Genomic DNA, 22,260 nt, shown 5'->3' with positions numbered 1-22,260 from the left:
CATGAGCAACGTCGACCACGCCGAAATCGCCAAATTCGAAGCCCTGGCCCATCGTTGGTGGGACCGTGAAAGCGAGTTCAAACCACTGCACGACATCAATCCGCTGCGCGTCAACTGGATTGACGAGCGGGTCAATCTGGCCGGCAAGAAAGTTCTCGACGTCGGCTGCGGCGGCGGCATTCTCAGCGAAGCCATGGCCCAGCGCGGCGCCACGGTAACGGGCATCGACATGGGCGAAGCGCCGCTGGCGGTCGCGCAACTGCATCAATTGGAATCCGGGGTCAACGTCGAGTACCGGCAGATCACCGCTGAAGCCCTTGCCGAAGAAATGCCCGAGCAGTTCGACGTCGTAACCTGCCTGGAAATGCTCGAGCACGTACCGGACCCGTCGTCGGTGATCCGCGCCTGCTACCGCATGGTCAAACCGGGCGGCCAGGTGTTCTTCTCGACCATCAACCGCAACCCGAAGGCGTACCTGTTCGCCATCGTCGGTGCCGAATACATCATGAAGCTGCTGCCACGCGGCACCCACGACTTCAAGAAATTCATTCGCCCGTCCGAGCTGGGCGCCTGGAGCCGCATCGCCGGCCTGACCGTCAAGGACATCATTGGCCTGACCTACAACCCGCTGACCAAGCACTACAAGCTGGCCAACGACGTTGACGTCAACTACATGATCCAGACCCTGCGCGAGGAGTAAGCCGATGGCCATCAGAGCAGTCCTTTTCGATATGGACGGCACCCTGCTCGACACCGCGCCGGATTTCATCGCCATCTGTCAGGCGATGCGCGCGGATCGCGGCTTGCCGCCAATGAACGACAAGCACATCCGCGACGAAATTTCCGGCGGCGCCAAAGCCATGGTCGCGGTGACGTTCTCGATGGACCCGGAATCGCCGGGCTTCGAAGAACTGCGTCAGGAGTTCCTCGAACGCTATCTGGCCGGTTGCGCGGTACACAGCAAGCTGTTCGACGGCATGGGCGAGTTGCTGGCCGACATCGAGCGGGGCAACTTGATCTGGGGCGTGGTCACCAACAAACCGGTTCGGTTTGCCGAGCCGATCATGCAGCAACTGGGGCTGGCCGAGCGCTCGGCGCTGTTGATCTGCCCGGACCACGTGAAAAACAGCAAGCCGGATCCGGAGCCGCTGATCCTCGCGTGCAAGATGCTTGATCTGGATCCGTCCACCGTGCTGTTTGTGGGCGATGATCTGCGCGACATCGAATCGGGGCGCGATGCGGGCACCAAAACCGCCGCCGTGACCTATGGCTATATCCACCCGGACGACAACCCGCGGCACTGGGGCGCGGATGTGGTGGTGGATCATCCGCTGGAACTGCGCAAGGTCATCGACAACGCGCTGTGCAGCTGCTGAAAACGGCCGTTGTGGCGAGGGGATTTATCCCCGATGGGATGCGAAGCAGCCCGCGCACTTTCAGGTCGATTCGATAGACAGGTTTCACGACTGCTTCGCAGCCGGTCGGGGATAAATCCCCTCACCACAGGGAAGCAGGTCTTCATGAATGGATTGTGAGGTTTTTATGTTTGATTACACCGCCCGTCCCGAATTGCTCAAGGACCGGGTCATTCTGGTCACCGGTGCCGGCCGTGGCATCGGCGCGGCGGCTGCCAAAACCTACGCCGCCCATGGCGCCACCGTGCTGTTGCTGGGCAAGACCGAAGCCAATCTGACGCAGGTCTACGACGAAATCGAAGCCGCCGGCCATCCACAACCGGCGGTGATCCCGTTCAACCTCGAGACCGCCCTGCCCCATCAATACGATGAGCTGGCGGCGATGATCGAAACCGAGTTCGGCCATCTCGATGGCCTGCTGCACAACGCCTCGATCATTGGGCCGCGTACGCCGATCGAGCAACTGTCCGGCGAAAACTTCATGCGCGTCATGCAGGTCAACGTCAACGCCATGTTCATGCTCACCAGCACCTTGCTGCCGCTGCTCAAGCTGTCGCAGGATGCCTCGGTGGTGTTCACCTCCAGCAGCGTCGGACGCAAGGGCCGGGCCTACTGGGGCGCCTACGGTGTGTCGAAGTTTGCCACCGAAGGCCTGATGCAGACGCTGGCCGACGAAGTCGATGGCGTAGCACCCGTGCGTTCCAACAGCATCAACCCGGGCGGCACGCGTACCAGCATGCGCGCACAGGCCTATCCAGGGGAAAACCCGCTGAACAATCCGACCCCGGAAGAGATCATGCCGGTGTACCTGTACCTGATGGGCCCGGACAGCACGGGCATCAATGGCCAGGCATTCAACGCGCAATAAGTGCCATACGTCGCTTTTGTTGCCGTGGCGGATTACCGTCGCGGCACACCTTTGCCGCTTTTCGCCGTCACATTCCAGTCAAATATCTGCCACCCCCGCCCAAAGCAAAATGCCATCCCGTTGATTCATAACGTTTTTAATTATCGTGAACCGAATGGCACGACTTTCGCTCTAAATCTCCTCAAAGCACGCCGTGTGAAGGCACTGGGGCAAGGGCGATTTCGATAGCTGACTAATCGTCATCCGGCAGACTAAACTTACGCCAAATGTCCTACGGGACTGATGGATCAGTATGACGCGCAGCCCATAGCCGCTCTCACCCAGCCTGTAAGACAGACTTACTGCTTAGGGGCTCACGCCATATGAAATCACCTTCCCAGACCAATGCAATTGACTTTGACAGTGCCAAATTGCAACGCCTGGGCTTTGGTCAGCTGCCTCCGCTTCTGGAACGCCCGGCCAGCCTCGCGCAACTGCGCCAGCAAATGAGCCTGCAACTGCAAACCAGTCTTGAGCCGCAACGAATCCTCGGTCTGTTTTTTCGCGAAGTTCAGCGCCTGGTGCCGCTGGATGCCTTGAGTTACGTGCATTCAGGCAGCGACCTGCGTCTGGAATTCGGTGCGCGCGGTCACCATTCCGTCAGCTATAGCCTCAGCCACGAAGGCGAGCACTTGGGCGAACTGGTGTTTCGCCGCAACCAGCGCTTCAGCGAGCAGGATCAGGGCAACCTCGAATCGCTGCTGTCGTCGCTGTTGTTCCCGATGCGCAACGCCCTGCTCTACCGCGCTGCAACGCAAAGTGCGCTGCGCGACCCGCTGACCGGAACCGGCAACCGGATCGCCATGGAGCAGACCCTGCAGCGCGAGATCGACATGTCACGTCGGCACCTGCAACCACTATCGGTTCTGATGCTCGACATCGACCACTTCAAACGGGTCAACGACAGCCACGGCCACAGCGCCGGCGATGACGTGCTCAAAGCGGTGGCAGCCTCGATCAAGAGCCAGTTGCGCAACGTCGACATGGTGTTTCGCTATGGCGGGGAAGAGTTTCTGATCCTGCTGTCGAACACCGGCCGGGAAGCGGCGCAAATGGTTGGCGAGCGTTTGCGCCATGCCGCGCAGGCTGAGGAATACTTCGTCGACGGCCGGTTGATCGACCTGACCGTGAGCCTTGGCTGTTCGACTCTTCTGCCGGGGGAATCGGCCGACAGTCTGCTGCGCCGGGCGGACAGTGCGCTGTATGTAGCCAAGCGCGAAGGGCGTAATCGGTTGGCGATGGCGGGCTGAATACTCTCAGACAGCACACAGCAGTGTGGGAGTGAGCCTGCTCGCGAAAGCGGTGAATCAGTCAAAACCGTGCTGACTGAAGCGCCGTCTTCGCGAGCAGGCTCGCTCCCACATTTCTGCTACATCTCAGACCTTGAATCAGCTCTCTGCCAACGCCAGACGTTCACGACCGTGGATCGCGCGCTCCGTGGTTTCCAGCTGCATGCAGCGCTCAAGGAACAGGTACATGTAGTCGTAGCTCTTGCACACGGCCTGGCGCAGCTCGGTCTGCAATGCCTGGCTCGGGTTCATCCCCGCCAGCGTGCAGATGATTTCCAGCGCTTCCCATGGATGGGCGTCGTCGTATTGGGCATGCATCTTCAGCCATTTCATCGCGCGCTTGCGGTCTTCTTCCGGGAACGCCGCAGCGTACACGCCAGTGGAACACACCAGCGCCGACCACTCCCCGGTCGCGCCCTCGATGGCGTAGTTGGTGGCGGCGATGGCGACGATCAGCGAATCCGCCGAACTCGTATGCCAGCACCAGTGACTCAGCGCATGCAGTTCCGGCGGCACTTGCTGAGCCTGAAGATCCTCAAGGCTGACGCCGTGCGCGCGGCTCCAGTTCAGCCAGTAATCGGCATGATTGAGTTCAACACGGATGTTCCGCATCAGCCAGCGGCGCGCCATGTCCTCCCCAGGATGGCGGGCAAACCTGGTCTTGGTCAGGTTCTGCGCCATATACAACGCAAACTGTTCAACGACCGGCCAGCCCCCGATCAGGTACTGGCGCATGGTCTTGGCGCTGAGCTTGTTATCGCGCATGCGCTGGTACAGTTCATGTTCGACAACCCGGCGCTTGCTCTCGCTGCAATCCGTAATGAGCTGTTGCGCCCAGGCGGGATAACTTGCAGCTTCCATGAGTGGTCCGGTTCGGTTGAATGTGTCGATCACTGTTCGGCTCCTTTTGATTTGTGATTGTAAGGATCGGCAAGAGATTTCAACGGAACGTGCCAGGCGCCTTGAATAACAACGGCTGCGGTCTGGCGGGCCGACTTTGCAAACTGTCGCAGGTAAACAACTGCGGGCGTTCGATGACGTAACCCTGAGCGTAATCCACCCCGATTTCAAGCAATGCCTGCTCGATCTGGGTTGTTTCTACAAACTCGGCAATTGTCTGCTTACCCATGACATGCCCGATGTGATTGATCACTTCGACCATTGCGCGGTTAATCGGGTCGTCCAGCATATCCTTTACGAAACTTCCGTCGATCTTCAGGAAGTCTACAGGCAAATGTTTCAGATAAGCGAATGAAGACATTCCGGCGCAAAAATCATCAAGCGAGAAGTAACATCCTAAGCCTTTGAGTTCATTAATAAATCTAATTGCACTCCCGAGATTGGCAATTGCACTGGTTTCGGTAATTTCAAAACAAATCATTTCAGGAGGTATGGCGTAGTTAACAAACTGTTCACGCAGAAAGTGCAAAAACGCGTCATCTCCGATAGTAATGCCTGAAAGATTAATCGCACACATTGCCAAACGCTCTTCATGTTGTTCGGCAATACATTGGGCAATGACTTTAAAAACATTTTCTACAACCCAGCGGTCCAGTTGACTCATCAGACCATAACGTTCGGCCGCCGGAATGAAACTGTCCGGCAGGATCATTCGTCCGGCCTCGTCGTGCAGACGCAAGAGTATCTCGATGTGCCCGCCGCCATCAGTTGCGGGGCCCAGTGGCGCGATTTCCTGGGCGTAAAGGCAAAAGCGGTCTTCTTCCAGAGCCATGTGCAGGCGCTGCACCCAGGCCATTTCGCCGAAGCGCAGAGACAGTTCGGAGTCGTCTGCGTGATAAACCTGCACCCGGTTACGGCCCTTTTCCTTGGCCATGTAGCAAGCCATGTCAGCCGCGCGCAATGAGGCTTCCAGAGTGGTCGGGGTCTGGGCGATGTGCACCAGACCGATACTCACCGTGGTCAGAAACGGTCGGCCCTTCCACACGAAGTGCAGGTTCTGCACAGTCTGACGCAAGCTCTCGGCAATTTTCTCGGCAGCGTCCGGGGCGCAGTTCTCCAGCAGGATGCCGAACTCGTCGCCGCCCAGCCGCGCGAGGGTGTCGCTCTCGCGCAAGCCCGATTGCAACAGCGCGCAGATGTGCCGCAGCAACTCATCGCCTGCGGCATGGCCGCAGGTGTCGTTGACCAGTTTGAACTGGTCCAGATCAAGGAACATCAGCGCATGCCGACCGGGCTGGCGCGTCAGGTTGTGCAGGGCTTGCTCCAGGCGATATTCGAATTCGCGGCGGTTGGCCAGACCGGTCAAGGCATCGTGGGTCGCCTGCCACGACAGGTTGGCGATGTATTGCCGCTCCTGAGTCATGTCATGCAGCACCAACACCGTGCCACTGACTTTCTCGGCATTGCGGATCGGTGCGCCCACCAGCGTCACGGAAACCGTGCTGCCGTCCAGGCGCTGAATCAGTTTGGAATGTTCGCTGCCGCCGACCAGTTGCCCGCTGAGGATATGCTCGATCAGCGTCAGCCCTTCTGCCTGCGCGTTGTCGTCCAGCAGATTGAACAGCGCGGCCAGAGGCAGCCCCGCCGCATGCTCGGACTTCCAGTGCGTCATGGCTTCTGCCGCAGGATTCATGTAATCGATCGCACCGTTGACGTCGGTAGTGATGACCCCGTCGCCAATCGACTGCAGGGTGATGTGCGCCCGGTCCTTCTCCAGCTGCAGCGCCTGGGCAAAGGCATGGCGCTGCTTGAGCAGTTTGTGGGTGCGCAACAGTGCCAGCATGATCAACCCCAGCGCCGTGGCCAGGTTGGTGAACAGCAGCAGGCGCAGGATCATCCGCGACCCCTCGCCCAAGGCATCGCTGAAAGCCTTGGCCGCCGGCGTTACACCGTCGTTGATGGCAAAGATCTGCGCTTTCCAGTGCTGGATATCAGCCGGCGTCGCGACATTCTGGCTGATGCCCTGATGCATCTCGCGCGCGACATTGTCCAGTTGCACCAGATAGGCATCGCCGATGGTCCAGCGGTCGATCGCTGTTTCCAGATAACTGAAATGACGGAAATTGAGGTACAGCCAGATCAGGCTCGAAACGTCATCGGGATGGTTGCCACCCTTGAGAATCCCCTCCCGCGCCGCCTGCAGATCCGGTGGTTGACGATCCAGCGCCAGACGCAACTGGTGACCGCCCTGAGGCACCGCAATCGCGTCCTTGTACTTGAGGAAGATCGCCTCGTCGCGGCTGTCGGCATACAGGTTCAAATAATAGATGGCGTCCTTCTGGCCCTTGGACCAGAGACTTTCACCGGCAACGTAGCCCCGCACGGCCGACAGGACGTAGAGACTCACGCCCCCCAATAACGCCTGAAATAACACGACGGCAATAAATGGCCAGACGATGCCCAACAACCGTGGCGTTCCGAGTGTCCTTTTTTGCTTCATGAGGTCCTTTGCGTACGTACTGCCATCATCAAGGGGAGACCGCTAAAGCCAGACTAGGGGGCGTTACCCCTTCCGGCAAGCCAGGAAGCGTGCAACCGACCATACATATGTACCGCACCCAAGGTGCGCGATGCTTCGACACTGACGGCTTTCAATCATCCAGAGCCATCTTCCATGCAGTCACTTTCAACCGCGCTGCAACGCCATACTGCCCAACAGAGCGAATACCGCGCAATGATCACTGCCCTGCGCGCGGTCCTCGACGCTTCGACTCCACTGGAGTCCTACTACCTAGCGCCCCAGGCCCATTCACGCCTGGGCGCAGCGCAAGACCAGGCGCAAAACATGCTGCAGACGCTGTTCGAAAACAGCGGCGAACCACAATTGACCGCGTACCTGCAGACATCCAGAGGATCACTGCTGCAAGTCGACGCCACGGCTGATCAATGCAGCTTCTCCTTCAACCGTCGCGATGGCAGCATCGACCGGTATGTCATCGACAGCGTCAGCCGCGCCTCCAGCAGCGTTCAAGCGTTTCAGCAAGCGTTGCTGAGTATAGGCGCACACCTGCGTTCCGACAGGCTGCTACCGCTGTCACAACTGCTGCGTGAGTCCGGGTTCACATTTGCGGATGCACCGGACGCCGCAGCACTGACCCGGCTGATCGGCAAAGTCGAAGAACAGTGCGCCAGCCACCGGCTGAGTCTGCGACCTCTCTCGACGCTTACGGTAATGATGAGCGACGAGGACAAAGCCGCGGCTCACGATGTGATTGGCGCCTGGCTCATCGGTAAATCCCTGTCGGCCATCGACAGTCTGGCCAGCGAAGTCACGCCTCCTTTTACCCTCCAGCAACTGGAGCAGCAGCCCGCCACCTGCCTGGAGCGCTTGCTCGACACCCCGCAGGCCCATGACCTGGGCTTGCGCTTGCTGCAAAAGCTGCAATGGTACGGTGCCCGTCCCGATGAACTGACCGTCCCCGATATCGGCCTGCGTTTACTGCTCGAAGCGTTATGCCTGTGGTACGAACTGCCCGGCAACCACAGCTCGACCGAAGTGGCCGGTTTTGCGCTCGAACAACGCGCTCACTACGGAGCCGGCTACGCCACCATTCGCCGGGACTTTCTACAGCATCTGGAGGATTCTGACCGAACCTCGACGAAGATCGAGAAACACCTGCTGGGATGGGTCTGTCTGGCGCAATTCGGACCGGAATTTCAAGTGCGCGACATCCCTGACGACCTGCCTTACGCCAGCTCGGTGGTCTGGGTCAATTTCGTGCATGGCGTGCACCTCGCTCATGCCCTTGATCCAGGGTTGCTGGAGTATTTGAGCTTCCAGCAACTGGTGGATCTGCCGCTGCACAAAAGTCAAAACGCCAGCAGCGACCTGCAAACCCTGATCGCCATGACCCGAGCGGCTGCCGCACGTACCTGGACCGCAGCCACCGGAGCGTTGGCTGTCGCGAGCGAAGCCTCCGACGGTCAGGCGCCGCTGCACGCTCTGGAAGACCACGAGAAACAACTGAACGCGGCGATCCTGCAACTGGACACCGAGCCGCCACGCAGACTCACTCTGGCACAACAAGAACTGGACAAGGCACTGGCCAACGATCTGTACGATCACACGACGATTCGCCTCAAACGCTACCATCACTCAGCGCGCAACCGTACCCGACGCAACATTATCGATACCGAAGATGTGGCATTGCATACCTGGCCGCTGCTGGAGGTCTATGCCTCTGGCGGGCTGAACAACGACACGCGCTGGTACGTCAGCAGCGATGGCCGCAACGCCAGCGAATGGATCAGCCTGAATCCGCAAGGCAGGCTGCAAAGTGGTTTTGTCGACACCGAATATAGGGGCCGACGCCTTTCACGCTTCCCGAGCAATTGCACCCTGCCCGAGATCAAGACAGAGTTTGACCGGCAGTTCGACGACTATCTGAGCAAGACCCGCGAAGCCTATGAATATTTGATCAAGTCATTATTGGTCACGCTACCGTGGGCTGAACGCCGGGCACTGGAGCACGGCGAAGTGAGGATTCACAGCCTCAGGGATCAGACGCGGCACATCGAGGCACACCTGGAAACAGCGGAAAATATCCTGCCACGTCGGGCACGCATGGGTTTCGTCCTGCAGGTGACGTATCAGGGCCCGTCCCGCTTCTACGAATGCCTGCCGCGCGCCGGCATCATTCGCCACCGTGCAGATCTGGACGGTACCCATATTGGCGGTCTGTTAATGCCACCACTTGCCCCTAAACGTGGACGCACCAAGGCCCAGCGCATCACTCGCCTCATCGCCCGCCGCCTGCCATTTGATCGACAAGCACACTGGAACGGTTCGTCCCCCGCCCCCGACGCCAGGTGCATCGCCATCCTCGAACCACTGGGCAAGCCGCTCCCGGTTTCGATGATCCCGGCGGCCCATCACGACAGTTCGCCGAACCTGAGCTTTACTTCGCCACGCACTGCGCAAATCGCTTCATTCATCGCGACGCAGCTGTTCTATGTCGACGAGCAGGCGCTGCGCAGCGACGCCTGGGGAAAAACCCGCTTCGAACAAGACACCAGCAAAACGCACTGGATTCATGCCCTCAAGGGCTTTATTCCGTTCTGGGGCAGTCTCGAAGACCTGCAATCGGACAGTCCGGAGAAACGCGCACTGGGCGTACTCGGCCTGTTCCTCGATATCGTCTCGTTCGCGATTCCCTTGGGCAAATTTGTCGCCGGCAGCATCCGTCTTGCAGCCGTGGCAGGAAGAATGGCGATTCGCGTCGCACTGCCACGCATGGCGCAATTGTCGAAGAACCTGCTGGTTTCGAGCTTGAGAAACCTCAATCCGCTGGACGCTGTGCCTGCCTTGCTCAAGCTCGGAGGCCGAGGCGTGATCGGCGCCGTGCGGGCCGTGGCGCATCTGGAACACCGCGCCGTGGCGCGTCTGAAGAGACTGGCCGGCAGAAGTGCTGACTATGACGTGATACGCAGCCTGCCCCAGGCGCTGGATGCCGGTCGGTGGAAAGCGCTGAACCCTGCCGATCAATTGGCGGTGGTCAGGGGCATTGACGACGTACCGGTACGCAACGTCGGCGGTTCCCGGTATCACCTGCTCGATCCGCTGTCCGACCGCCCTTACGGGCCTCAGTTACTCGCACACGAACACGATTTTTCGCTGGGGCGTTCGCATTACAGCGTCGTGAAAAAAACCGATAATCAAGTCGATATCGAGCTGGCGCCCGATACGCGCATCGAACTCATGCCCGAGGCTGGCGGACGCACCACGGTATTGATCGATAATGTGCCCTATCGACTCGACGGCGATGAACTGCGCCGGGTCGATCTGCTCGATGACAGTCAGCACTGGACACTGCTGCCATGCCGGGTCCGTCGTGCACCGGGCGCGAGCGACTGCCGCGTCAGCTACATCACCGCAGAACCCGCCCCGACCCCCGCCCTCGGCACGATCGACAGGGAAAAGGGTTACGCGCCGTGGTTTGGCGAGCGGATTTCGGAGCCCGCCGCCCTGCCCCGGCAAAAAGGAACGTTCCTGGCGGTCGATGCCAGGCTTTATCAAATCATTGATAACCGCCCGCGATTGTTCACCGGCGACCTGCATCGCCTGGGCTTCAATCAGGGCAAGCTGATGCCAAGACAGCAGATTCAAGCCACGCTGCAGTTTCGCAAAGGTATTTATGCCCGGATAAAAACCGGCGGTACCTACGACGGGATCAATGATTCACATCAGGTCGGCGCAGTGCTGCTGCCGGCCATCGACGACTCGGCCACCCACGTATTTTTCCGGGTCAACAACCATGAGTACTACCTCGCCACTTTCGCCAAAGGCAAAGTCCCCGGCAGGCAGCTGACATTCAAACGCCTGGCCCCCGCCGAACTGGTCGACGGCAGCCTCGGTGCGGAACTGCTGACCGTCTACACCGGCTCGCTGCACGCCAACAACATCGTACGCATCCATGGCCTCGAATCGGTGCAGCGCGCGATGCAGACCATGGAGCAGATCGCGATTCCCATCGGCACCACGGCCAGTCCGGCCAACCATCTGAAATGGCTGAAAGTCGACACCAGTCCGGGCGAGGCGCTGATGTTTGATCACTCGACCCGGATGATCGTCACCCGCCTGCCCGAAGGCGCCGTCACGTGGGCGCGCAGCAAGGAAGCGCCGGAAGCCTTGCGGCAGAAAACCGCAGAGATTTTCGACACGTTGTTCCTGTCACCGACGATCAACCCGGCCAACAACAACGCAGCACTGCGTATCGACAGTGCCATGCAGAAACTGCACAACCTGTTGCCTGTGCGTGAACGGCCACTCAACGCCCGTAACATCGCCTACGCCGAAGTCACCACGGCCAGCGGTAAACGGGAAGTCTACGTCAGCGTCTCCGGCGCTCAGGGCAGCACCCAGCGCCTGCCGCTGTTTCGCCACATGGGCGCCAATCATGTACGGATCGGCAACACCACTTACATCAATATCGACTACAACCCGGCCTTCCCGCGCACCTCGCTGGAGGTGACCGAGCAAGGGCAATTACTGGCCGTGCCGCTGACCATCAAGGATCTGAAAACCTATCAGCCAACGCAGACCAGCCGGCCGACCTCGCTGGACAGCGAAAGCAAACTGATCAGCGTGCTGCGCGAGAAATACCCCGATCCGAAGGAGATCCGCTCGGTCGACATCGCGACAACCATGCGCCCGTGCGAATCCTGTTCGGTGGTGATGAAGCAGTTCGGCCATGATGGCGGCGAGACAGCGTTGCAGGTGCTGTGGGGCTGATTACAGACGCTGCAAGTGGCCGTAGAGCTTGGCGTAGAGACCGCCATCGGCGATCAGTTGCTGGTGGTCTCCATCCTCGGCCACTTGTCCGCCATCGAACACCAGCACCCGATCCGCCTGCTTCACCGCCGACAGGCGATGGGCAATGATCAGCGTGGTGCGGCCGCTGAGGAAGCGCGCCATGGCCTGATGCAGGTTGTATTCGGTGGCGGCATCGAGGGCCGAGGTGGCTTCGTCGAGGATCACCACTTTCGGCTCGGCGAGGATCATCCGCGCAATCGCCAGACGCTGGCGCTGACCGCCGGACAGGCGCACGCCGGAACGTCCAACGATACTGTCCAGGCCATCCGGCAAGGCGCGGATGGTCGCCTCCAGCTGGGCGATTTCCAGTGCCTGCCAGCAGGCTTCGTCGCTGCGGGTGCGGCCCATGGTCAGGTTGGCGCGCACGGTGTCGTTGAACAGTGCCGGGTGCTGCAGCACCACCGCGACGTTTTCGCGAATCAGTTCCAGGCCGATTTCCTGCTGGGTCGAACCGCCGAAACGAATGGTGCCGGACAACGGCGTGTACAACCCGAGCAGCAACTGCACCAGCGTGCTCTTGCCGCCGCCACTGGCACCGACAATCGCGACTTTTTCACCGGGGGCAATGGACAGGTTCATCTGATCCACCACCAGTTCATCGCCGTAACCGAAGCTCAGCCCCTGCACCTCGATGCCCACGGTTTCACGGCCCTTGAACGGGTCGACGCCGCCCGGGTACTGCGGCTCGTCAGCCCGCGCCAGCAGTTCGTTGATCCGCGCCAGCGCGCCGCCCGCTGCGTAGTAGGCGTATTGCAGATTGAGCAGTTGCTCGACCGGGCCGATCATGAACCACAGGTAACTGAACACCGCGAGCATCTGCCCGATCGACAGGTCGGAGAACAGCACCGTGAGCATCGCTGCCGCGCGGAAGATGTCGATGCCGAACTGGAACAGCAGACCACTGGCGCGGTTCGACGCATCGGTCTTCCACTGCGAATTGACCGCATAGTTACGCACTTCCTGCGCGCGCAAGCCGAGTCGTCCGAGGAAGAAGCCCTGACGGTTGCCGGCGCGCACCTCCTGGATCGCATCAAGGGTTTCGCTCAAGGCCTGAGTGAAACGCGAGGTGCTGTCGTTCTCCAGTTTCTTCAGGTGCTTGACCCGCTTGCCCAGTTGCACCGTGGCGTAGATCACCAACGGGTTGAACAGCAGGATCAGCAGCGCCAGTTTCCAGTGCATCCACATCAGAATGCTGGCGGTGCCGACCAGGGTCAGCATCGCCACCAGAAACCGGCTGAGGGTTTCGCCGACGAATTTGTCGAGGGTGTCCAGATCGGTGACCAGATGCGTGGTCACGGTGCCGCTGCCGAGGCTTTCATATTCGCCGAGGGAAATCCTTTTCAGGCGCTCGATCAGGCGCACGCGAATGCGGTAGACAATGTCTTTCGCCAGCCGGGCAAACAGCCGCGCCTGCAACACGCCAAAACACAAGGCGCTGCAACGCAGCGTCAGGGTGACCAGCAGCATCAGGCCGATATAACCCGCCGCCTGCTGCCACATCGACGGCAACACATGGTTCATGACTTTCAGCGCGGCATCGCCATGCCCGAGCAGAACCTCGTCCACCAGCAACGGCAACAGCAACGGAATCGGCACGCTGCACAGCGTCGCCAGCACGGCCACGCCGTTGGCGATCCACAGAGACTTTTTGTGATGCAGTGCCAGGCGCCGGACTTCTGCCCAGCTCAGCCGGTCGACACGCTTTACGGCTGGCGTGTCATCGGCCCGGTCAGGCACAGGCTGCGCGCTCCAGCCAGCGGCCGAGCAATGGCGACAGCTCACTGAGCGGTTGATAGCCGTTGGTCAGCAAGGCCAGTTGGCCATTGCGTTCGGCGAGCAGGGTCGGGAATCCGGCAATGCCCAGATCCTGCACCCAAGTGAAATCCGCCTGAGTCGCTTTGTGTTGGTCGGCATGATCAAACAAGGCAGCAAATTCGATGCGCGGCACGCCAGCCTTTTCAGCCAGCTCCACCAGCACACTGGCCTGGGTGACATCGCGACCTTCAGCGTAAAACGCCTGCTGGATCAGGCCGACCAGCGTCCAAGCGCAATCCGGTGCCAGGCTGCGCGCGGTAACGATCGCGCGGCAGGCCGGCTCGGTGTCGTAGACAAAACCGTCGGGCAAGGCGCCGTCGAACTTGAACGGCTGCCCGGTGGCCTCGGTGACCGCCTGCCAATGCTCAAGGATGTAGCGCCGCGTGGTCGGCTCCAGCGCCGCACCGCTACCGGTGCGCAAGCCGCCGACCACCAGATGCAGCTCCACTCCCGCTGCCTGCGCCTGCTCGACCAATGCCTTGGCGACCGGAGCGAACCCCCAGCACCAGGAACACATCGGATCCATCACATAGAGCAGGCGCGCAGTCATGATCAGGCCTCGGTGGATGCTTGTTTATAGTTGTAGCCGATCGGGTGCGGCATGTTGCGCGCCTTGGCCAGTTCGATCTGCTTCTGCCGATCGATGGCGCTGCGGCGGGTTTTCTCGCTCAGCTTGTCCCAGCAATGCGGGCAGCTGATACCGGCCACGTAATGTTCGGAGGCACGATCTTCAACACTGACCGGTGTGCGGCAGGCATGACATTGATCGTAGTCGCCTTCGCTGAGGTCGTGACGCACGGTCACGCGGTTGTCGAAGACGAAGCAGTCGCCCTGCCACTTGGTTTCTTCCTGCGGCACTTCTTCGAGGTACTTCAGGATACCGCCCTTGAGGTGGTAAACCTCTTCGAAACCCTCGCCCAACATGTAGCTGGAGGCTTTTTCGCAGCGAATGCCGCCGGTGCAGAACATCGCGACTTTCTTGTGCACGGCCGGGTCGAAGTGCTCTTTGATGTAGTCGGGGAATTGACGAAAACTGGTGGTTTTCGGATCGATGGCGCCTTCGAAGGTGCCGATTGCCACTTCGTAGTCGTTGCGGGTGTCGATCAGCAGCACTTGCGGGTCGCTGATCAGCGCGTTCCAGTCCTGCGGCTCGACGTAAGTGCCGACCTTCTTGTTCGGGTCCACGCCTTCGACGCCGAGGGTAACGATCTCTTTCTTCAGCTTGACCTTGGTGCGGTAGAACGGCTGCTCGTCGCAGTACGACTCTTTGTGGTCGATGTCGATCATGCGCGGGTCGTTCTTCAGCCAGGCGAGCAGGCCATCAATGCCTTCGCGGCTGCCGGACACGGTGCCGTTGATGCCTTCTTCGGCGATCAGCAGCGTGCCTTTGATGCCGTTGTCGACCATCGCCTTGAGCAGTGGCTCGCGCAGGTCAACGTAATCTTCGAGGGTGACGAACTTATACAGTGCCGCCACGACAATCGGTTGTGTCATGGGTATTTCTCCAGGTGGCTACCCTCGCAAAGGGTGAACCGGATTCAAAAAAAACGCGCCGGCTGAGCGGCGCGTTGCGGATTCTAGCAAAAAAGATCGCTGCCTGCGGCAGCTCCTACAGGGAACTCAATCCAATGTAGGAGCTGCCGCAGGCTGCGATCTTTTGATCTTAATGTTTGCTACCGCCGGCACAGGTCGGCGACGCCGGAGCGGCGCCGACTTCTGCCCATTCCTGCGGGGTGTAGGTGTGCAGCGCCAACGCATGGAACTCGCCCATCAGCTCGCCGAGCGTGCCGTAGACTTTCTGGTGGCGTTTGACCCGGTTCAGGCCTTCGAACTGCGCGCTGACCACCACCGCCTTGAAGTGGGTCTGCAACCCGCGACTGTGCATGTGGCTTTCGTCCAGCACCTGCAAATGTTCAGGCTGAAGCAGAGCCAGCGTCGATTCGATGCGTTGTTGCATGCTCATCACGAACTCCGCTTACTTCTTCTTGGCCGGCGCAGCGCCTTTCGGTGCCAGCTCGTTGGTCATGTCGTCGAGCAGCTTGTTGACGACTGGCACGGCGCTTTCCAGTTTGGCCTGAGTCATCTGGGCCGATTGCTGGGTCAGCTGCGGCATTTTTTCCAGGACTTTCTTGCCCAGTGGCGACTGATAGAACGCAACCAGGTCTTTCAGCTCCGATTCGCTGAAATTGCTGGTGTAGAGCTTGACCATGTCAGGCTTGAGCTTGTTCCAGCCGATGGCCTGGTCCAGCGCGGCGTTGGCCTTGGCCTGGTAGGTTTCCAGTACGGCTTTCTTGGATTCCGGGGCTTTGGTCTGTTCAAAACGCTGAGCGAACATTTGCTGCACTTGCATGTACACCGGAGTGCCCAGCTTGTCAGCGTGCGCCAGGGTCAGGAAAGCTTCAGCACTGGCGTTGTGGCTGGCGGTATCGGCAAGCACCTGGCCGCTGGCGCAAACCAGTGCAACCGCGGTGCAGATGGCACGAAGACGAGTCATCGAGTTTCCTTTTCAGCTAGGCGAGGTCAAACCCCAAGGGCGACCATTCTGCGCCTAAAAAACCTCGTGGCTCAACCCCCGGGCCTTGCCGTGCTTGATTGGCGGGGTTTTGCCGGTCAACAATCGGTTCGAGGGAACCACCTGGGCCTGACCGGGCCTAAACTGCGCAAACAGACCAACAGGAGTGTGCACGATGAGCCGTATCGAAACCGACAGCCTGGGCCAGATCGAAGTCCCGGACGACGCCTACTGGGGTGCTCAGACGCAACGCTCGCTGATCAACTTCGCCATTGGTCAGGAACGCATGCCGCTGCCGGTATTGCACGCGCTGGCCCTGATCAAGAAAGCCGCCGCCCGGGTCAACGACCGCAACGGCGACCTGCCCGCCGACATCGCCCGCCTGATCGAACAGGCCGCCGACGAAGTCCTCGACGGCCAGCACGACGACCAGTTTCCGCTGGTGGTCTGGCAGACCGGCAGCGGCACACAGAGCAACATGAACGTCAACGAAGTGATCGCCGGCCGGGCCAACGAACTGGCCGGCAACCCGCGCGGCGGCAAGACGCCGGTGCACCCCAACGATCACGTCAACCGCTCGCAAAGCTCCAACGATTGCTTCCCCACCGCCATGAGCATCGCCACGGCCAAAGCCGTGCAGGAGCAATTACTGCCGGCCATCGCCGAGCTATCCGGCGGTCTGGCCGAACTGGCGGCGCGCCACATGAAACTGGTGAAGACCGGCCGTACGCACATGATGGACGCGACGCCGATCACCTTCGGTCAGGAGTTGTCCGGGTTCATAGCGCAGCTGGATTACGCCGAGCGAGCGATCCGTGCGGCACTGCCGGCGGTGTGCGAACTGGCGCAGGGTGGCACTGCCGTCGGCACCGGCCTGAATTCGCCGCACGGTTTTGGCGAAGCGATTGCCGCCGAGCTTGCCGCACTGTCCGGCCTGCCGTTCGTCACCGCGCCGAACAAATTTGCCGCGCTGGCCGGGCATGAGCCGCTGACCAGCCTGTCCGGTGCTCTGAAGACCCTCGCCGTGGCCCTGATGAAAATCGCCAACGACCTGCGCCTGCTCGGCTCAGGCCCCCGCGCCGGATTGGCCGAAGTGAAATTGCCGGCCAACGAACCTGGCAGCTCGATCATGCCCGGCAAGGTCAACCCGACCCAGTGCGAAGCGCTGTCGATGCTCGCCTGCCAGGTGTTGGGCAACGATGTCACCATCGGCATCGCGGCGAGTCAGGGTCACCTGCAATTGAACGTGTACAAACCGGTGATCATCCATAACGTGTTGCAGTCGATTCGCCTGCTCGCCGACGGCTGCAGCAACTTCCAGCAGCACTGCATCGCCGGGCTGGAGCCGGATGCGCAGGTCATGGCGCAGCACCTGGAACGTGGCCTGATGCTGGTGACCGCGCTGAACCCGCACATCGGTTACGACAAATCGGCAGAAATCGCCAAGAAGGCTTACGGCGAGGGTCTGACCTTGCGTGAAGCAGCGCTGCAACTGGGCTATCTGACCGATGAAGAGTTCGATGCCTGGGTGCGGCCGGAAAACATGATCGAGGCTGGCGCCAAGGGCTAACAGCAAAAAGATCGCAGCCTGCGGCAGCTCCTACAGGGGAACGCATTCCAACTGTAGGAGCTGCCGCAGGCTGCGATCTTTTGCTTTTCAGGCCACCCGCATGCGCCGCGCTTTCAGCCCGGCAATCAACGACGGCCCCAGCGCCACCAGCGCCGACCCCAACACCACCAGCACCGCCCCGCCATAGCCCAGACCGTTGATCTGCTCGGCATGCACATAGTCCGGCCACACCGCGGCGGCAATCGCCACCGCGCCAAAGGTCACTAATGGCGTGATCGCCAGCGTCGCACTGACCCGCGAGGCCTCCCAATGCGCCAGTGCTTCAGCAAATGCACCGTAGGCAATCAGCGTGTTCATGCAGCACGCCAACAGCAGCCAGCCCTGCAACTGGCTCAATTCCAGCGCTTTGAGCGGATGCACCCACGGCGTCAGCAACAAAGCGCAGAACAGGTAGATCACCATCATCACCTGCAGCGAATTCCACACCGTGAGCAATTGCTTCTGACCCAGCGCGTAGAAGGTCCAGACCGTCGAGGCCAACAGCACCAGCAACACGCCGGCGGTGTAGTCCGACAACGACGTCAGCAACTCGGCCAGCCGCTGATTGAAAAACAGCACGAAGCCGATCAACAGCACCGCCAGGCCAATGCCCTGACCGATGCTGAAGCGCTCCTTGAACACAAACAGGCTGGCGATCAGCAACATGATCGGCCCCATCTGCACCACCAGTTGCGCGGTACCGGGGCTGAGCAGATTGAGCCCCATCAGGTACAGCACGTAGTTGCCCACCAGCCCGAGCACCGCCATTAACACCAGCCAGCCGCCCCGGGGGCCGAGGACCTTGCGGCTCGGCAGACGCTTGACCGACGCCAGATAAATAAACAGGCAACCACCGGAGACCAACAGACGAAACCAGGTCACGGTGATCGGGTCCATCACCTGCAACACCTGTTTGAGCTTGATTGGCAGAATGCCCCACAAGAACGCCGTCAGCAGCGCCAGGAACAGACCGTAAACCCAGCGACCGGATGAAATGTGCATGCGAACCCCAAAGCCTGCTGACGAGAGCGGTCATTCTAGGCCCGCGCGCAGGCGCAACACAGGGACAGTTCGGGCCAGGCCGCGAATGAAACTGTGCAGGTCGCAGCATTAAATTGACGCTTTGCCGTTGATCGGCTGACCGGGCGCACCAAGTGCTTCAGGCATAAGCTCATTGGATCCCTTTCAGCGCATCAACCAAGGAGGCCGATCATGTATGGAATGCGCGCCCAGGACAGCGCCCCCGCCACCCACTTTCGCAGTGAGCGGATGTGCCGGGTCAATGGCGAACTGTTTTTCTGTACGCGGGAGAACACCCTTGAAGGGCCGTTCGATTCCCCGGAGAAGGCGGAGCAGGAAATAAAAGCGTATATCGCGCGGATGCAGGTTGTGGATTCCAATCGGTCATCAGGTTGATCCCATCGCTGGCAAGCCAGCTCCCACAGTGTTCCAGGGTGTTCACAAATACAGGCAACACCTGCAGAACCTGTGGGAGCTGGCTTGCCAGCGATGACGGCTTGAATGCCGACTATTATCTTCAGGCTTACCGAACAGCCTCAAACAACCCCGTCGCCCCCATCCCGCCCCCCACGCACATGGTCACGATGCCGTAACGCAGATTGCGCCGTTGCAACCCACGCACCAGATGTCCGACCTGCCGCGAGCCGGTCATGCCGAACGGGTGGCCGATGGAAATCGAGCCGCCGTTGACGTTGTATTTTTCGTTGTCGAGCTCCAGACGGTCGCGGGCATACAGGCACTGTGAAGCAAACGCCTCGTTCAGTTCCCACAGATCGATATCGGCCACTTGCAGGCCCTTGGCCTTGAGCAGTTTCGGCACCGAGAACACCGGGCCGATGCCCATTTCGTCCGGCTCGCAACCGGCCACGGTGAAGCCGCGGAAAAACGCCTCCGGCTTGAGCCCCAGTTGCAGGGCTTTTTCCAGGCTCATCACCAGCGTCATCGACGCGCCGTCAGACAACTGCGACGAGTTGCCGGCGGTGACCGAGCCGTCTTCGGCAAACACCGGCTTCAGTCCGGCGAGGCTGTCATAGGTGGTGTCCGGGCGGTTGCAGTCGTCGCGATCGACGATGCCGTCGAGGATCTGCACCTCGCCGCTGTTCTTGTCCTCGACCCGGTACTTGACCGCCATCGGCACAATTTCGTCATCGAACAGCCCGGCCGCCTGAGCCTGGGCGGTGCGCAACTGGCTTTGCAGCGCATAGCGATCCTGCGCCTCGCGACTCACGTCATAACGACGCGCCACCACTTCAGCGGTCTGCCCCATGGTGTAGTAGATGCCCGGCACCTGCTGCTTGAGCAGCGGATTGATCAGGTGATCGGTGTTGACGCTTTTCAGGGTCAGGCTGATCGACTCGACGCCACCGGCGACGATAATGTCACTGCAACCGGAAGCAATCTGGTTGGCGGCAATCGCAATCGCCTGCAAACCCGAGGAGCAAAAACGGTTGAGGGTCATGCCGGCCACATGGGTGCCCAGCCGCGAGAGCACCGCCACGTTGCGACCGATGTTGTAACCCTGCGCACCCTCGTTGGAGCCAGCGCCGACAATGCAGTCCTCGACGCTGGCCGGGTCGATGTCGTTGCGCGACAGCAGCGCGTTGACGCAATGGGCCGCCATGTCGTCGGGGCGGGTCTGGTTGAACTTGCCGCGAAAGGACTTGGCCAGGCCGGTCCGCACGCTGTCGACGATCACCACTTCACGCATGGCATACCTCAATTGTTGTTGTCGGAGGAGAGTCAACCGAGGATAAGTCCACCCCGCCGCCGACCGCGACAATCATTCACCCCGCGTATGCGTGCCCATCGCCTCAGTCCTTGTGTTTTTTCGCGCGCTTGTCGGACTTCTCGAACGCCTCTTCGAGCGCGCGGTTGATCGTGCGCAGCACCTTGACCCGCGCCCAGCGTTTGTCATTGGCCTCGACCAGTGTCCACGGCGAAATCTCGGTGCTGGTGCGGTCGACCATGTCGCCCACGGCGGCGCGGTAGGCGTCCCACTTGTCGCGGTTGCGCCAGTCGTCCTCGGTGATCTTGAAGCGCTTGAACGGGATCTGCTCGCGAGCCTGGAAACGTTCCATCTGCGTGTCCTTGTCGATCGCCAGCCAGAACTTGACGACGATGACCCCGGCGTCCGCGATCTGCTCTTCGAAGTCATTGATCTCGCTGTAGGCGCGCAACCAGTCGGCCGGGCTGCAAAAGCCTTCGACCCGCTCCACCAGCACCCGGCCATACCAGGAGCGATCAAACACGGTGAACTTGCCCCGCGCCGGCAGGTGCCGCCAGAAGCGCCACAGATACGGTTGCGCGCGCTCTTCCTCGGTCGGCGCAGCAATCGGCACGATGCTGTACTGACGCGGATCGAGCGCCGCCGCCACCCGGCGAATCGCCCCGCCCTTGCCCGCCGCATCATTGCCTTCGAACACCGCCACCAACGCATGGCGACGCATGCGCTTGTCACGCATCAACCCGGACAGCCGCGCCTGCTCGGTGATCAGTTGCTCTTCGTAATCTTTCTTTTCCAGCTGCTGGTTCAGGTCGAGGCTGTCGAGCAGGTTGAGTTCGTCGACGGCAGTGCCCAAGGGGGCGGCGTTGACCTCTTCGGTATGCACCTCAGTACGCTTGAGCGCATTCTGCAAGCCCTCCAGCAGGATCTTGCCCACCGCGAGGCTGCGGTAGTTGGCGTCCAGACCTTCGATGATGTGCCAGGGCGCGTAGTCGCGGCTGGTGCGGCGCAACACGCGCTCGCCGTATTTGACGAACTTGTCGTAGGTCTGCGATTGCTGCCAGTCCAGCGGGCTGATGCGCCAACTGTGCAGCGGGTCGTCGGCCAGCGCCTTGAGGCGGGCCTTCATCTGTTTCTTGGACAAGTGAAACCAGAACTTGAAGATCAGCGCGCCTTCATCGCAGAGCATCTTTTCCAGACGTTCGGCGGCGTTGATCGCCTGATCCAGACGCGGATCCTTGAACAGCCCGTGAACCCGGCCCTGAAGCATCTGGCTGTACCAGTTGCCGAAGAACACGCCCATCCGTCCCTTGGCCGGGAGCATCCGCCAGTAACGCCACGCCGGTGGCCGTGCCAGTTCTTCATCGGTTTGCTGATCGAAAGTACGCACCTCGATCAGACGCGGATCCATCCACTCGTTGAGCAACTTGACGGTCTCGCCCTTGCCGGCGCCCTCGATGCCGTTGATCAGAATGATCACCGGGAAACGCTTCTGCTGCTGCAATTCGAACTGCGCTTCCAGCAGTGCTTCACGCAAGGCAGGCACAGCCGCATCGTAAGTCTCTTTGTCGATGGCATGGCCGATTTCGGCGGATTCAAACATGGGCACGGCTCCTTCCAGGATTCAGCAAGACTAGCGGATTGGGCATGGGTACGACGGAGAAATTCCGCTCCTTTTGGCTTCAAGAAAAACTCTGT

17 protein-coding genes are annotated in these 22,260 nt (G+C 60.5%); 7 read left to right on the top strand and 10 right to left on the bottom strand.

The window, feature by feature from the left end; translation table 11 throughout:
- The first annotated feature begins 1 nt into the window (after position 1).
- From ubiG to L6D63_RS12940, 4 genes are all read left to right on the top strand, one after another.
- The gene (gene ubiG, locus L6D63_RS12955) at positions 2-700 is read left to right on the top strand and encodes a bifunctional 2-polyprenyl-6-hydroxyphenol methylase/3-demethylubiquinol 3-O-methyltransferase UbiG (protein ID WP_041069358.1); all 699 of its coding nucleotides are present in this window, start codon (positions 2-4) and stop codon (positions 698-700) included.
- Between the two features lie 4 nt (positions 701-704).
- Positions 705-1,376, top strand: coding sequence for an N-acetylmuramic acid 6-phosphate phosphatase MupP (gene mupP, locus L6D63_RS12950; protein WP_047295560.1), 672 nt, complete (start codon positions 705-707; stop codon positions 1,374-1,376).
- A 166-nt stretch (positions 1,377-1,542) separates the two neighbouring features.
- Positions 1,543-2,283, top strand: coding sequence for a YciK family oxidoreductase (locus tag L6D63_RS12945; RefSeq protein ID WP_003226924.1), 741 nt, complete (start codon positions 1,543-1,545; stop codon positions 2,281-2,283).
- Between the two features lie 362 nt (positions 2,284-2,645).
- The gene (locus tag L6D63_RS12940; RefSeq protein WP_047295562.1) at positions 2,646-3,572 is read left to right on the top strand and encodes a GGDEF domain-containing protein; all 927 of its coding nucleotides are present in this window, start codon (positions 2,646-2,648) and stop codon (positions 3,570-3,572) included.
- 138 nt (positions 3,573-3,710) lie between these two features.
- On the opposite strand, the gene L6D63_RS12935 is transcribed toward L6D63_RS12940, so the two are convergent.
- Both L6D63_RS12935 and L6D63_RS12930 read right to left on the bottom strand, forming a co-directional pair.
- Positions 3,711-4,472, bottom strand: a complete 762-nt coding sequence (locus L6D63_RS12935; protein WP_220459329.1) for an iron-containing redox enzyme family protein — start codon at positions 4,470-4,472, stop codon at positions 3,711-3,713.
- Between the two features lie 79 nt (positions 4,473-4,551).
- Positions 4,552-7,011: an EAL domain-containing protein gene (locus L6D63_RS12930; RefSeq protein WP_131671663.1), complete on the bottom strand. Its 2,460-nt coding sequence runs from the start codon at positions 7,009-7,011 to the stop codon at positions 4,552-4,554.
- Between the two features lie 174 nt (positions 7,012-7,185).
- Between L6D63_RS12930 and L6D63_RS12925 the strand changes: the two genes are divergently transcribed.
- A complete protein-coding gene (locus L6D63_RS12925; protein WP_131671664.1) occupies positions 7,186-11,802 on the top strand; it encodes a deaminase domain-containing protein in 4,617 nt (1,538 codons plus the stop codon).
- Here the strand turns inward: L6D63_RS12925 and L6D63_RS12920 are convergent, their stop codons facing one another.
- The 5 genes from L6D63_RS12920 to L6D63_RS12900 all read right to left on the bottom strand — a co-directional run bounded on the left by L6D63_RS12920 (position 11,803) and on the right by L6D63_RS12900 (position 16,192).
- Complete coding sequence (locus tag L6D63_RS12920) at positions 11,803-13,620, bottom strand: ABC transporter ATP-binding protein (protein WP_047295570.1); 1,818 nt, start codon at positions 13,618-13,620, stop codon at positions 11,803-11,805.
- Positions 13,613-14,215, bottom strand: a complete 603-nt coding sequence (locus tag L6D63_RS12915; protein ID WP_179295021.1) for a DsbA family protein — start codon at positions 14,213-14,215, stop codon at positions 13,613-13,615. The genes L6D63_RS12920 and L6D63_RS12915 overlap by 8 nt, the downstream gene beginning before the upstream one ends.
- Positions 14,216-14,250: 35 nt before the next feature.
- Positions 14,251-15,192, bottom strand: a complete 942-nt coding sequence (trhO, locus tag L6D63_RS12910; RefSeq protein ID WP_047295574.1) for an oxygen-dependent tRNA uridine(34) hydroxylase TrhO — start codon at positions 15,190-15,192, stop codon at positions 14,251-14,253.
- A 169-nt stretch (positions 15,193-15,361) separates the two neighbouring features.
- Positions 15,362-15,661, bottom strand: a complete 300-nt coding sequence (locus L6D63_RS12905) for a BolA family protein (RefSeq protein WP_041069332.1) — start codon at positions 15,659-15,661, stop codon at positions 15,362-15,364.
- 12 nt (positions 15,662-15,673) lie between these two features.
- Complete coding sequence (locus L6D63_RS12900) at positions 15,674-16,192, bottom strand: DUF2059 domain-containing protein (RefSeq protein ID WP_003226938.1); 519 nt, start codon at positions 16,190-16,192, stop codon at positions 15,674-15,676.
- Between the two features lie 193 nt (positions 16,193-16,385).
- Here L6D63_RS12900 and L6D63_RS12895 point away from each other — a divergent pair, with 193 nt between their 5' ends.
- The gene (locus L6D63_RS12895; protein WP_095668619.1) at positions 16,386-17,780 is read left to right on the top strand and encodes a class II fumarate hydratase; all 1,395 of its coding nucleotides are present in this window, start codon (positions 16,386-16,388) and stop codon (positions 17,778-17,780) included.
- Positions 17,781-17,867: 87 nt separating this feature from the next.
- Here the strand turns inward: L6D63_RS12895 and L6D63_RS12890 are convergent, their stop codons facing one another.
- Positions 17,868-18,821: a DMT family transporter gene (locus L6D63_RS12890; protein WP_131671665.1), complete on the bottom strand. Its 954-nt coding sequence runs from the start codon at positions 18,819-18,821 to the stop codon at positions 17,868-17,870.
- A gap of 210 nt (positions 18,822-19,031) precedes the next feature.
- On the opposite strand from L6D63_RS12890, the gene L6D63_RS12885 reads away from it, so the two are divergent.
- Entirely contained in the window at positions 19,032-19,235 is a 204-nt protein-coding gene (locus tag L6D63_RS12885) for a DUF6316 family protein (protein ID WP_121186597.1), read from the top strand.
- Between the two features lie 127 nt (positions 19,236-19,362).
- Here the strand turns inward: L6D63_RS12885 and L6D63_RS12880 are convergent, their stop codons facing one another.
- Complete coding sequence (locus L6D63_RS12880; RefSeq protein WP_236170340.1) at positions 19,363-20,547, bottom strand: thiolase family protein; 1,185 nt, start codon at positions 20,545-20,547, stop codon at positions 19,363-19,365.
- Positions 20,548-20,650: 103 nt separating this feature from the next.
- On the bottom strand, positions 20,651-22,165 hold the full coding sequence (gene pap / locus L6D63_RS12875; protein WP_095668616.1) for a polyphosphate:AMP phosphotransferase: 1,515 nt from the start codon (positions 22,163-22,165) through the stop codon (positions 20,651-20,653).
- Positions 22,166-22,260 lie beyond the last annotated feature (95 nt).

It is taken from the genome of Pseudomonas parakoreensis (assembly GCF_021602155.1).
Lineage (GTDB): Bacteria > Pseudomonadota > Gammaproteobacteria > Pseudomonadales > Pseudomonadaceae > Aquipseudomonas > Aquipseudomonas parakoreensis.
This window is presented reverse-complemented; position numbering and strand designations above follow the sequence as displayed.